This window comes from Vibrio sp. SG41-7, from assembly GCF_014164465.1.
Lineage (GTDB): Bacteria > Pseudomonadota > Gammaproteobacteria > Enterobacterales > Vibrionaceae > Vibrio > Vibrio splendidus.
The window spans coordinates 97,112-110,530 of sequence record NZ_JACJFF010000004.1 but is presented as its reverse complement, the minus strand read 5'-3'; the positions used below and the strand labels follow the sequence as shown (position 1 = coordinate 110,530).

The following is a 13,419-nucleotide window of genomic DNA, read 5'->3' as shown; positions in this document are numbered from 1 at the left end:
CTCTATAAGCATTTGCCATTCTTGATTGGTGTGTCGTTTTCCCATTTTAAATCTCCTCATGGTTGGAGACTTGATCTTATTATTCGTGATAGGTGATTAGAATGCGGGGTTTATGGAGCGCTTACCATGAACATGACTGCAATGTTTGATGTAATAGCCATAGTTGCAAATGAAGCTTCATGCCTTCCTATATCATAAGCATAATTTGAATGTCCTGTGCCTCCCGCTAGCGGAATGCACGGTGTATCTCCTGTAGTTAAATCCGTTTCACTGAATAAAATAGCAATATGCATTTTTTTAAACCTTTCCAATATTGTAGATTCAAAGGCTTGCTTATTAAGAGCATAAGGGGACTCTAACTGTTTTATTGCTTTTGCCGCTTCAGGATTATTGTCTGTTTTTAGCTGTTTTAGCATTTCCTGAAAGGCTTTGGGTGTACGAAAATATGAAATGCATGCAAATTCTTTTAATATTCGTAAATGATCTGGTAATGCATTTAGTGCACTGGCTAATGTTTCTGATATAGGCTGAGACAATTCGATAGCGTTGTTTTTAATAGCAGACAAAAAATCTCTAGTTTTCCCTAACTTCCCTTCATAATCACAAAACATATTTTCAATTTCATTTGTTGGAGGAAGTTTTGGGTTTTCATAAAAGTACTTCTCAAGACAAATGTTCTCTACTGCGGGAGTGAAAATTTTCCCTGTTTTTTTATCTAGAACCTCGACCTTTCCTTTTGGACATGCCCAGGCTTTTAAATAAACTCTTGGTACGTAATGTTGCCTTACCGTTTGCGACATGGTTACTCCTTATGATGTCGAGAAGCCTAACATTCTTAATAACAGGCAGTCTCGTTTTTCTACCTGTTCGACTTTCGATTAATTTATCATAAGTCACTAAAAATTAAAGAAAATACATTAAAATTGTGTACTCTATCCTCACATAAAATCGCGCCGGCGCGTTATCACGTTTTAACAATGCGAGCTATATCAAGACATGAAAACCACAAACCTACTAAGAAACAATAGCTTAAAAAGTCAACCATCGACAAAGCGAGACCAAAAGCTCAATAAAACATGCCACTTTCCATATTCAAACAACAATCAAACTTAATAAACTATGTGGATATGTAGAAAAGAAGGTAAAGATGGTAAGTAAATCAGCCATGAACTTGATATTAGGTTTTGTAGGGAAAACGCACGCCACTAAAATGTGTAGAGCATTTGATCTAGCGAGTTTTGGGGCATAAACGAGTTTTAAATACCTACTGCAACAAAATACTACTGCAACAGCTTTTCCAGGTAACTGTTCCTCTTATGAGAGTGGCTAAGTGCTTCGGTAATCTGCTTCATTTCCTTGCTACTACCGACAATATGAATTTCACTTTCAGCCCTCGTAATTGCAGTATAGAGCCAAGCTCTATCAACTATTCTTCCTTTTTGCAGGGCGATAATGATGCGCGGGAACTGTGATCCTTGAGCTTTGTGCAAGGTGATTGCATAACCCAACTCCATGCAGTCTAGAACGGTTTGTGTTACCTCGACCTTTTCACCCGTATCCAGTGTTACTTCACCGTAACTGTCACCAGAAGGCTTGACGCTGGTTAGAGTGCCAAGAGAGCCGTTCTGAATGCCTTTCTCGTAATGATTCTGCGTGAATAAAACCGCATCATTCAAGCTAAGTGGTAGAAAGAACTTGTCGCCATTGATTTCGAATTCAAGGCTATCGCTGTTTGGATTGACCGCTTGTTGGGTGAGTTTATTAATTTCTGATACGGGCGCCTTGGTTGGAGCCATGACACGACTGCTTTCAGGGGACTCTTGGTAAAGCTCACAACAGACTTTGGCAATGTCTGTTGTGCTGGTTTCGTGAAAGTGTATTGTCCCCGTGCTTAATTGATCAGGTATCACACCTTGATTGATGAGCATTGAGTATTCAGGGATACCCGTTGAACCTTCCTGTCTCTTGACGATATCCAGCATCGTATTAGCCACCGTTTTTGCTTTAACGATATCTGCCAGTACCTTACCACAGCCGATCGGTGGTAGTTGGTCCGGGTCGCCAGTGAATATCAATCGTACAGAGGGATGAATGTGATTCACAAGGCGATACATCGTCGGCAAGTCAATCATGCTCGCTTCATCAATCACCAGTAGATGATTCGGCTGCTCAACACTTGGCTCAATCGGTTCCTTACGAAGTAACTTAGCAATAGTTGAAGTGATAAAGCCGATTGACTCATGTAGCCTCATTGCAGCGCGACCACTGAGCGCAACCGCGTGTATCTCAAAGCCGAGTTGACGGTAAGCCCTGAGAGCCGTTCTAAGTACCGTTGTCTTGCCAGTCCCAGCACCGCCAGTAATGCAGCTTACAGAGTTGTCCAGGCATGTTATTGCGGCCTCGATTTGCTTGGAGGTTAAGTCATAGGGCAGTTCCGCAGCCGCAGAGCAATAGGCAGCATTGGCGTTTTCATCAAATAAGTCATTTCGCTTAGTCAGTGCATTAAGCCGTTTGGCAACGACACTTTCCATCAGAAGTTGCGCCGTTGGGTGGTAGGCTCCTGTGTCGGGATTTAAAATATACTGAGCTTTATCATGGCCGGATTGGAACGACTGAGTGACCAGTGTTTTGTCTTTCAATAGTTTGTTGAGGTAAGGGCGCACATTGGCATGAGTGGTATAGGTGTGACCTTTTTCAATCTCCTTGCGAATCGCCATTTCCAGAGCCGCGCTGAGCCTTCTTGGGTCATCCTTCGCAACATCGCTCTTAAAATCCGTTGCCTTGATAATATCTTCAATGGCACTGAACGAAAGACCAAAGCCCATCAAAGCATAAGGATTATCCTTAATTACCTCTATAGAGGCTTCACCGTGATGCTTGAGCAGCCGTTGCTGCACACTGGCGGGGATGTTTTGCTCACTCATCCAGTTGCAATGTGCCAGATTTTTATATTTGGCGTACCCCTTAAAGAGCGCTTCCACTGAATCGTCACTCAGAATCGATGTTAGACGCTTTCTAGAGTCTGGGATGTCATTTTGCAGTGTGGCATGGAAGTCTTTACCTAAGAGCTGCCAGAGCGCCCTAGCTTTGCTTTCACCAATACCTTTAAAGTCAGTTTCTCTTGCGATAAAACGAATGAGTTGTTCGCCAGTTTCGGGCAGCATGCATTCAACATGCTTGGGTGATTCATACGTGTGCTGCTGCATGACATAATCACCCATCTCCATATTTTTTATCTGGCGAGCGCCTTTGACTGACCAGTGCTGACCCAGCGTTGGAAGCACAGGGATACTATCGGGGTCGGCTTTGATAGTGACGTAATACTTCCCACTATTAGTTTTGTAAGAGTCTTTCGCCAGCGGTACACCGCTGAATATCACCATCTTGTTCGAGCGATAAGGGATACTGGTGACACGCATTTGGTCTTCATGCAAAGCGCTATTCATCGTGGCATCAACCCCATTTCGGATAAAGTTTCAGATAGCTCACCAAAGCGCTCAAGTCGCTTTTCAAGCTCCTTGACCTTGGCTTTCAATTCAATGTTCTCAGCTTCTAATGACGACACCCGTTTTGAATCGAGCAGCTTTCGATTTGCTGTGTTGTCGTAGGCTTGAGGTTTGCCCTCATTTTTGTTGGCAGCGTCGCTCAACGGTGGCAGGACACCTTTGCCGCGCAGTTTATCTTCTAAGGCTTTGAGCGCTTCTTTGAGGGCAGGGTTTTGGTTTAACGCCGATTTTCCACAGCCGATGCCCTTTGCCACCTCGTTTCGATTAAGCTGACCTCGGAACATGATTTGCTTAAAGTCATCGTCCGTCTGTGTGGCTTTCCACACTTCAAATGCTTCCAAGTTTTGCTGTGCTTTCTGCTGACCACTTGCCATGTTATCTCTCGCTATATCGTAATTCGAGGTTTAGCTCTATTTCTACTTATTGCTGCGCTCAACGTCTTGTAAGGTCTTTTGAAACACATCCATGACACTTGGGTTAGTTTTGCCTATGCTGGATAACTTTTGAATGAAAGCCTGAAGCTTACCAATCTCTGACTGTGCGACCGTAAGTTGCGCTTCCAGCTGTATCACCTTTTCTGCTAAATCCACGTCTTTTTGCAAGTAAGTAAGCAATTCCTTGTTTTCAGGCGAAACAGGCTTGCCCCTTAAGGCTTGCTTTTTCTGTTTGTACTCGTGCTTGATATTGGCGTACTTGTCGAGCGTTTGCCTCGTGGTTGCAATACCTAAGCTGGATTCTACTTTTGTGACTAATAAATCCCATGTTAACTTGCCTTCCCAGCTTCGAATAAGGGCCTGTATGGAAATTTGTTGGTCGGTTTCTAGTGATTTAAGTGCCATATTGTTTACCCTAGAGTGAGTCCAGAAAGCCTAAGAAATTATCCGTTGCTTCATCTTGGTTTTTGTCGTTTTTTGCCTCAATAGCAGCTTGCAGGGCTTGCTCGGCATCAGGCAACGCTAACTTTTGCTCTTCCACCGTTTGGGTCTCTAAGTTAGTGATTCTTATGCTGTTTGAGCGAGCTAGCAAGCGCACCATACGACCTTCTTCTATTGCCTCATCGGACAGCACTTCAATGAGTTTTTTTAGCATGCAAGTATTGCGATAATAGGTTTTGTACCACTTGTGCTGCCCTTCACTTGTTTCAAAGTTGATAGACGCTTGAATCCTCTCCAAGTTGTGCGTTTGCACTTTCAAATCCTTTTGGAGTAAGTCTATTGCCTCCCTATCATGGGTTACATGACAAGAAGATGAGCATAACGCACATTGCGTCTCAAACTCCGACATATAAGTACAGGGTGAGAGGGCAAGGTTTTGATCGCAAAAGCCTGTTTCATGGACAAAAGTCGGTGTTTCATTGTCGATTGCCTTATTAAATTGATCCATGGTCGCAATACGAAGCTTTAGCTTATTTTCGATCTCGCTTTCTGGTTCATTAGAGTAAGAGATGTCCCCAATGACAGAAGCGTTCTGAGCGTCAGTGGTATGGATATAGGTCAGTGTTTGCTCGGCGCTTTTTCGGCCTGACAACATAGAAATAAGGTGGTGAGGCAGTCCTTTTTTAGCCAGAAGATCATTTTGCCAATGACGCAGTTGGTGCGGCTTGAGCAAAAAGTTGGATGAGAAGCCGTGTCGCTCAAAGAGCGTAAGCCGATTTTTGTTGACTTTTATTAGGTCACTAGAAAAGAGGCCACTTAGCGAACTGATAGGCACTAAAAAGAAAGGGTGTGCCGCTTTGCCGCCAAGCTGCTTTTGTGTGTAGGCAAATAGTGAGTTCTCAAAATTGACATACCTAGTTTGGTTTTTATTGTAACCTTTTAGGTGAGATTGATTCATCTCGATGGTGTGATTCTGAAATTCTGCCACGGTGAGTTCTTGCTTGCCTGCTGTGTACTTATCGTATTGACGCTGCATTGTAAAATTACATCCTGTAAGGGCTTGAGAGTAAGGGCAATTACTTTTAAACACCAGTGTGTCGAAGGCTTCGAGCTGTGCAATGGGCTTGATGAACTTTGGATGATGCGGTTTATATGTTCTATCTATTGCCCCCTTCGTATCAGCCGTGACGCGAGCACATTTGTCACTACCGTCAAAAAAGCCCAGCAGCAAACCAAGGTGTAATAGGTTGGTTGACTTGCTCATGGAAGGCTTAAGCAGGGCAATATTCTCATCACTGGGCTTGAATTCACCGAGCACTTCTTTCAGAGGGCGGTTCGGCTTTCGATAGAACCGAGCCAGCGCTCTTGCAGGCTCTGTAGCGAGAATAGTGTAGTGCAACGCTCTGTCTAAGCTATCGACCATTTCTGCATTAATGTGGTTGGCATTATCCTTGTACCCCTTCGAGCCTCGCCAGTTGAGGTAATGCACCGTTTTTTTCTTGCCATCGACAACTTGTGTATGAGGCTTTATGCGTTGCACTGTTAAAAGCACTTGCTCTGCGCCAATTCGATTGGGTGAAGCCATGCCAAGTGCTGCCATGGTGCAACTAAAGCTGTCTCGCTGCTTTTGCATTGGTAATAAAAGGGGTTGCCAAGCCTCAGCACCTTCCTTGTCACCATCCTGATAGGCTGGAATAACATCATAGAAGATAGCCCCGAGCGCCAGTAATGCGTTTTCCGACGGAAGCTTGTTTTGTTCCGCTTGCAATGCATCATCGCCACTTTTAGAGCGAAGTGTTTCAGCGTTAGTATTGATGTCGGGCTGACAGCTTTTCGCGAGCATTTTATGTTGATGAAGCCAGTTGATAAAAGCTGTTAAGTTAGTGCTGTATGTCATCAGGTTGATGGCAGATTGAATCCTTTCAAGGGTGGCGGTCGCGATATTCTCATTTAGGTGGCAAAGGAAGACTCTTGCGGCTGTGATTTTTGCTGTTTTATTGACTGTAGATGTGTTTTCTTTCAATATATCAAGTGTATAGGTAAATAATAAGTCATACATTTCAGGTGCTAATCGATCCTCATCCGTGAAGTGTGTTCCCACTTTTGGCATCTTTCTATTTAGATTACAAAACAAAATATTCTGGGTTCTGTCGTCACTGTCGGTAAACGTGACAGCAATATCCTCCCATGATGCAGGCTCACCTTGAGCGTTGGTAAATCCAATCAGAGGCTGCGCTTTCTTTTTGGCGATGTAAGTGTGTTGATTATCAATATAGCGGTTAATCTGACTCATTTGCACTCTCCCACCTTCATGGTTTTTCGTTCTTCGCACAGCATAATTGTCACTTTGATATAGAGAATAATGGTTTGCAGTCGTTTAACCGTAGCGGGGTGGCCTGATTGACTATTAATCGCCAGTTTACGCTCTGCCTTATCTAAATATTGCTGATGGTTTGTGGTTTCCAAAGGTCGAAAGTTATCACAGGGATAGCACCCCATTGGGGCGGCTCCCTTTGATTGACAGCTTGAGCAGTTGGCTGGGTTAAGCTTGTGCCCCATCTCTTCATTAAATGGGCTTTTCACTTTAAAGTCAGCGTGTTGCTGTAATTCTTTCGAAGATACGCTATCAAAACGTTGGATGACACTGTTACCCGCAAAGGCTTCGTCAATTTTGACTCGTTCAGGCGCTTTTAAATCAAGGTAATCTTGTATTGCCTCTACCGTGACACCTGTAATGGCAGCAACTTGCGCAGGGCTTAACCCCATCCAAGCGGCGAGGGTTAACTGGGTATGACGCCAGCGATTGTTTTTAAATGCAAGGGGCTTATGCGCTATTCGGTCACTTTTAATACTTAATTTTTTATTGAAGAGGTAAGCTATATTATGGGCAAGAGCAACCGAAGATAGGTGGAAAGCCTCTGATGTATCGCTCACGGATTGAAAGAGACTCTCCTTGGTATCAAATCCTACCGAGAATAAGCTTTGGTCTGGAAACAAGGGAAGTCGTTGCATCAGCTCTTTTGTTTCACTCTCAGAGAGGACAACGCCGCTCTTGTTCAATGAAGCGCAGAGGAAGGTTTCGTACATTTGGTAATACTGAAGCAACAATTCAGACAGATTTGGCTCCAGGCGATGAGAACGTGACTCGGCATCGACTCTAAACGCTCCATTTTTACCTTTGAAGGTTCGTAGGTGCAATTGCTCTACATCAGAAAAATGATGCTGTGTTAAAGGCTGCCAATCACGGTTGCTTTCTTTGTGCGACTTAAATGTTTGACCCACACGCAAAAGGTCACACCATTTAATTTTAACCAGTTGCGTAGGTCTTCTGACAATGGCCACCATCAACTGACAAGCCAGAACGTTTCTTAGGCGAGTGAAAGGCTTTGCTGTTGCAATCTCACTGCTGAGTGCATGGAGGGTTTCAATTCTTAGTGATTCAAGAAGGTTATCACGTTCGATTTCACTGTAAGCCCCCGTTGTTTCATCAAGGATATTTTTTGAGCCATCTTGTCTGCCTAAATTCTCATTCTTAACGAGGTCATAGAGCGGAGTAAGAAGATTGCTGCTGTACTCATGACTTCGTTTGTTAAATGCGTATAGGGTATTTTTTACTTTCTTTTTATAGTCCGTGAGTGTTAACCACCACGCCTCAAAAGTCGTTGGCTCTAAGTAATCGCAAATGGTTTTTAAGGTGCTGACATACCCATTTATGCTTGAATAAGCATAATGTTTGGCAGCGTGCGCGATAGCCAGTCGTAGGTCGAGAAAGGCTTCGCTATCTAACGCATTCATCCAGCCAAGGTTAAGCAGCTTCTTGTAGCCAAGCAACCATTCATCAGAAAAGAGATCAAACTCGTAACCCGTTTCTTTTGATTGAAAAGTTCGTTTACCTTCATAGCTTTTTTTTAAGCTTTTAAGTTCAGCGCTGTTCATTTGCTACCTCTCAGGTTGGGTACGGATTGGCTCAAGTTCTTGGATGAAATTTCAGCTACCGTCATGGCTAACTGGAACTCGTTGTAGACTGATGCCATTTTTGAATCTTCTACCCAACCCATCGCATATTTGCGAAGGTCTTCGATTTTATCCGGTGAGAACCCTTTGGCTTTGGCTTTGTTTTCAAAGATTTCATTCCACTTATGACGAAGTAGATGTGGATGTAGTGCTATCCCAACACAATCTCCAATCGTCTTAATGACTTTGTGAATTGCGTTGTAAGACATTGGCTTTCCGATAGTTCTTCCTTTTTCTGAGATGAAAACGAAATCATGTTCATGAGAGTTTGGTGTACTTTTGCGCACTGTTTCGATGTAGAGCTTAATCAGCTTCATTAAATCGTGAGAGATTGAAACAGATAATGCTTTTGTTTTGTTTGCAGCGGGAAGACGCCTTGTGTCCGTAGGGTCATCGGGGGTTCGGGTGAGCAGGAACCTAGGATTGTCCCAATCGTCCACTAAATCACTCACTTTCAATTTCAAGACAGCCCCAACACGAACACCTGTATCAATCAATATCTGGGTGATAATTTGATTTCGAAGCTTGCTCGACTTGAAGGGGTTGTTTGAAGAACGTTCTTGAATAACCTCTAATAAATTAAAAAATTTATCGGATGGAATGACCGATTCAAGGGGATCTTTTGTGATGGTATTGTCTTTTCGGGAGCTAGAAATTGCTGTACTGATGTAGAGTTTGAATTTATTAAATTGGTCATCCGTGGAGATTTGCTGTTCAGTCTCAGCTTTATCGTAGTGATGGCACACATATAAAAATTCAATGTAGGCTTTAAGACGGTTGAGGCGTTGATGAAAAGTATGCGCTGATACTTCTGGTTGACTGTTGGATGTCGCATGGATTGCATCCCTAATTCTTTTATCGGTAAGGCTAACTACAGTGCCGCTTTCGCTCTCATCCTCAGTGTCCACATAGAATTTACAAGCACGAATATAACCGTCTATTTCCTCGATAGATAGAAAAGAGCCACTTGCTACACGCTCGACAAGGTCAATGTTCTTTTGCATGAAGAAGCAGTACAAAAACTTCAACTCATAAGCATATTTCTTTCGAGTGTAGAATGATGGTAACTGTTTTGATTTCCCCTTTGAAAATGGGGACTTATGATTGCCATTGAGATAAGCGTTAAGGTGCAAGCAGCAAGGTAGACCACTCCCCCGAACAACTACGGGAAAAGAAGCGTTATTTATATCTTTGTATATCCTAACTTGAATACTTTCACTTAAACCAATCACTACAAAGCTCGTTATCAGTTACACATAATTACACCATATGTGCTTTTTTTATATTTGTAAAGCAAAAAAAAGGATTCCAACTGGAATCCCTATCTTTATCGTACGTTAGCTCTTTACGTTTTTTTTGGTGGAGAGTACTCACACAGGTCTTCAATGATACAACTGCCACAGCGTGGTTTACGCGCAACACAGGTGTAACGTCCATGAAGAATGAGCCAATGGTGGACATCCAGTTTGAATTCTTTTGGGATAACTTTAAGTAGCTTTGCTTCGACATCATCGACGGTTTTACCCATGGCGAGCTTAGTGCGGTTTGATACGCGATAGATGTGAGTATCAACGGCAATGGTTGGCCAACCGAATGCAGTATTTAACACTACGTTTGCTGTTTTACGACCAACGCCTGGAAGGGCTTCTAATGCAGCGCGATCTTCTGGTACTTCACCATTGTGTAGGTCAAGCAGCATACGACACGTTTTGATGGTGTTTTCTGCTTTCGAATTAAACAGACCGATGGTCTTGATGTACTCTTTTAGGCCATCGACACCTAGGTCGAAAATAGCCTGTGGTGTATTAGCAACTGGATAAAGCTTATCAGTGGCTTTGTTGACGCTGACATCGGTTGCCTGCGCAGATAAGAGCACGGCGATCAGCAACTCGAAAGGGCTGTTCCAGTTAAGCTCAGTTTCTGGCTGTGGATTGTTTTCTCTTAAACGCTCAAGTATTTCTACTCGTTTTACATTGTTCATAGCGACATTACTTTCAAATAGTTAGGGCTTGAGTTCCGGCGAAGTTCTTTCAAACTTACTCGTTTTAAAATAACAAGTTCCGCAATGGTTCAGGCTTTATCATCGGTTACGCGCTCTTATGAGCGTCATTATTATGTGTACTTGGTTAATCTATTTACCTGCTGAGCGGTTGAGTTATTCAGCAGGGTTTAAGCTACTGTAACTTATCAGGCATTGGTAACGCGAGCGCGTTCAATAGCTGGTTTTTCTTGTTTGGGCTGTCTAGCTTTAGCTTGGTTGTCGATGATATTTTTCAAAGCAATCAAGAAACCAACACCAATAAAGGCACCTGGTGGTAGCAGGGCTAACAAGAAGCTGTTATCAAATTGGAATATCTGGATGCGCAATACCGAAGCCCAATCACCAAGGAGCAAATCTGCGCCATCAAATAGGGTTCCGTTACCAATAACCTCACGCATCGCACCCAATACAACCAGTACCGATGTCATGCCAAGGCCCATCCAGAAACCATCTTGAGCAGCAGGTAAAACTTCGTTTTTAGACGCGAAGGCTTCAGCTCTGCCAATGATGATACAGTTGGTTACGATCAGTGGGATGAAGATACCCAAAGATAGGTAAAGCCCGTATGCGTAGGCATTCATCAGTAGTTGAACACAGGTTACCAGTGATGCAATGATCATCACGAATACTGGAATACGCACTTCTTTTGGCACATGGTTACGAACCAAAGAAACAGAAACGTTTGAGCCGACCAGTACAAGCAAGGTAGCAATGCCGAGCCCAAGTGCGTTAGTGACTGTTGACGATACAGCCAGCAGCGGACATAACCCAAGAAGTTGCACTAGGGCAGGGTTATTGGCCCACATGCCATTTTTGATCAGTGTTTTATGGTCACTCATTATTCACCACCACAATTTAGAGGTTGAGCAAGCAATGCTTGGTTGTTTTGGTTAACGTACTGCACCGCCTGTTTGACGGACTTAACGACAGCTCTTGGTGTGATGGTCGCGCCAGTAAACTGGTCAAAGTCACCACCATCTTTGCGAACTTTCCAGCGATCAAGATTCGACTCGGTTACTTGTTTGCCTGCAAAAGAGAGTATCCAATCACTCACTCGAAGGTCTATCTTATCGCCTAACCCCGGAGTTTCCCTGTGGGAAAGCACACGTGTACCCAAAATGGTACCGTCAATTTTCATCCCAACAATTACTTTTATTGCACCATTGTAGCCATCAGGAGCAATGGCTTCGATCGCAATCGCGCTAGGTTCACCGTTGAGTGTAGCAATATAAGCCGGCATTGCTTGTTCTGTTCCAAGCTCCTCAGCTTCCACCAAAGTACAAGCTGAAAACAGCTCGTTGTCATGAAGATCGTGCGGGATCACTTGGTTAAGCACAGACAGTAACTGAGCCTGTTCTTGCTGTTTGATCTGATCTTTGGTCAGGTAGTGAGTAACGGCCACCAAACCTGTCGAAGCGCAGGCAAAAATCGCAAGTACAAGACCGTTTTTCTTAATTGCATTTAGCATAGTATCTGCTTCCTTAGTGGCCGTATGTACGAGGTTTGGTGTAGTAGTCAATCAGTGGAACACACATGTTGGCTAACAATACAGCAAACGCTACGCCATCAGGGAAGCCGCCCCAGCTGCGGATGATAAAGACTAGACCACCGATCAGCGCACCAAATACCAAGCGACCTTTCACTGTCGTTGATGCTGAAACTGGGTCGGTCGCAATGAAGAATGCGCCAAGCATAGTCGCGCCAGACAATAGGTGAATGGTTGGCGAAGCGGTTTCACCTGGCGTTAAGATTAAGAATACCAGGCTAAACAGCGCAAGGCTGCCGATGAAAGCTACCGGAATATGCCATTGAATCACACGTTGCTTAATCAACACTAGGCCACCAACAAGGTAAGCAAGGTTTACCCATTCCCAACCCACGCCAGCTAACCAGCTAAATTGCGGTTGAGACAGAGCTTCAGAAGCTGTGTTACCTGCCGTTAATGCGGTTTTGAAGGCATCGAGTGGCGTCGCCATTGTGGTGCCATCAATCCCTAAACGAGCTTGTTGTAGAGATAAGCCTTCATTATTGAAGCCAGTAAAGATCATCAAGAATGAGTCCACAAAACTGGTTGCTTCAGCCGTTAAGCTAGCTGGAGCATTCCAACTGGTCATCTGAACTGGGAATGAGATCAGCAAAACAACGTAAGCGACCATCGCTGGGTTAAATGGGTTTTGCCCAAGGCCGCCATATAGGTGTTTCGCGATGACAATTGCGAAGAACATACCTATCACTAGAATCCACCACGGAGAGTGCGGAGGAATCGCGACACTGAGTAGCCAAGCGGTCACAACAGCGCTGTAATCACGTAATGCCATCACTGGCGGACGTTTTCTTAGCAGCATTACAGCGGCTTCAAAGGTAACAGCAAGTGCAATAGCAAATACTAATTGGATGAGCGTACCCCATCCAAAGAAGTAGGTTTGAGCTAGTAGACCTGGCAATGCACAAATAGCGACCCATTTCATGAGATCAGGGGTGCTTCTACGATTGTGTGCGTGCGGTGAGCTGGCGATAAAGAAGGCCACTACTCTTTCTCCTCATTATTCTTTTTGTCTTGCTCTTGCTGCGCCTTTCTTGCTTTAGCACGAGCAATTGCGGCAGCAACAGCTGCTTTTTTAGGATCGACTGGTTCTTGTTGAGTTTCAGCCTTTAATACAACTACAGGTTCAACCACAGATTCAGGTGTTTCTGCTGACTCTTCCTGCTTAGCTTGCTGTGCTTTCTTCACTTTAGCGCGAGCTATTGCAGCGGCAACGGCCGCTTTTTTAGGATCGACGGGCTCTGATTGAATTTCAGCTTCAACTTCAATCACTGGCTCAGGAGTTTCTGCTGCTTCGTCTTGCTTAGCTTGTTGTGCTTTCTTGGCTTTAGCGCGAGCAATGGCCGCAGCGACAGCATCTTTCTTAGCATCGCCAGAACTTTTAACCGGTACTTCACTTTCGGTTTGAGTAGCTGATTCTGCTTGTTGAGCTTTCTTGGC

The 13,419-nt window shown here is 44.0% G+C and carries 11 protein-coding genes and 1 pseudogene; all 12 read right to left on the bottom strand.

Features of this window, described 5'->3' with window-relative positions; all coding sequences use genetic code 11:
* Window positions 1–110 precede the first annotated feature (110 nt).
* Complete coding sequence (locus tag H5300_RS02090) at window positions 111–800, bottom strand: DUF4238 domain-containing protein (protein WP_182795316.1); 690 nt, start codon at window positions 798–800, stop codon at window positions 111–113.
* Between the two features lie 480 nt (window positions 801–1,280).
* Window positions 1,281–3,419: an ATP-dependent RecD-like DNA helicase gene (locus H5300_RS02085; RefSeq protein ID WP_259397522.1), complete on the bottom strand. Its 2,139-nt coding sequence runs from the start codon at window positions 3,417–3,419 to the stop codon at window positions 1,281–1,283.
* A 23-nt stretch (window positions 3,420–3,442) separates the two neighbouring features.
* Entirely contained in the window at window positions 3,443–3,880 is a 438-nt protein-coding gene (locus H5300_RS02080) for a VPA1267 family protein (RefSeq protein WP_061026075.1), read from the bottom strand.
* Between the two features lie 42 nt (window positions 3,881–3,922).
* The gene (locus tag H5300_RS02075) at window positions 3,923–4,345 is read right to left on the bottom strand and encodes a hypothetical protein (RefSeq protein WP_061026077.1); all 423 of its coding nucleotides are present in this window, start codon (window positions 4,343–4,345) and stop codon (window positions 3,923–3,925) included.
* A 10-nt stretch (window positions 4,346–4,355) separates the two neighbouring features.
* Window positions 4,356–6,491 (bottom strand): hypothetical protein, encoded by a 2,136-nt coding sequence (locus tag H5300_RS02070; protein ID WP_220503425.1) that lies wholly within the window; start codon window positions 6,489–6,491, stop codon window positions 4,356–4,358.
* A gap of 179 nt (window positions 6,492–6,670) precedes the next feature.
* Window positions 6,671–8,317 (bottom strand): hypothetical protein, encoded by a 1,647-nt coding sequence (locus H5300_RS02065; protein ID WP_182795314.1) that lies wholly within the window; start codon window positions 8,315–8,317, stop codon window positions 6,671–6,673.
* Window positions 8,314–9,627, bottom strand: coding sequence for a site-specific integrase (locus H5300_RS02060; RefSeq protein WP_061026083.1), 1,314 nt, complete (start codon window positions 9,625–9,627; stop codon window positions 8,314–8,316). Before H5300_RS02060 ends, H5300_RS02065 begins: the two co-directional genes overlap by 4 nt.
* Window positions 9,628–9,740: 113 nt before the next feature.
* A complete protein-coding gene (gene nth, locus H5300_RS02055; protein WP_182795313.1) occupies window positions 9,741–10,376 on the bottom strand; it encodes an endonuclease III in 636 nt (211 codons plus the stop codon).
* A gap of 206 nt (window positions 10,377–10,582) precedes the next feature.
* Window positions 10,583–11,275: an electron transport complex subunit E gene (locus H5300_RS02050; RefSeq protein WP_004734044.1), complete on the bottom strand. Its 693-nt coding sequence runs from the start codon at window positions 11,273–11,275 to the stop codon at window positions 10,583–10,585.
* Window positions 11,275–11,904 (bottom strand): electron transport complex subunit RsxG, encoded by a 630-nt coding sequence (gene rsxG / locus H5300_RS02045; RefSeq protein WP_004734043.1) that lies wholly within the window; start codon window positions 11,902–11,904, stop codon window positions 11,275–11,277. The genes H5300_RS02050 and rsxG overlap by 1 nt, the downstream gene beginning before the upstream one ends.
* A gap of 13 nt (window positions 11,905–11,917) precedes the next feature.
* The gene (rsxD, locus tag H5300_RS02040; protein ID WP_060982282.1) at window positions 11,918–12,964 is read right to left on the bottom strand and encodes an electron transport complex subunit RsxD; all 1,047 of its coding nucleotides are present in this window, start codon (window positions 12,962–12,964) and stop codon (window positions 11,918–11,920) included.
* Window positions 12,964–13,419, bottom strand: a pseudogene (locus H5300_RS27830) (electron transport complex subunit RsxC); the annotation flags it as partial. The pseudogene H5300_RS27830 and the gene rsxD, both read right to left, overlap by 1 nt.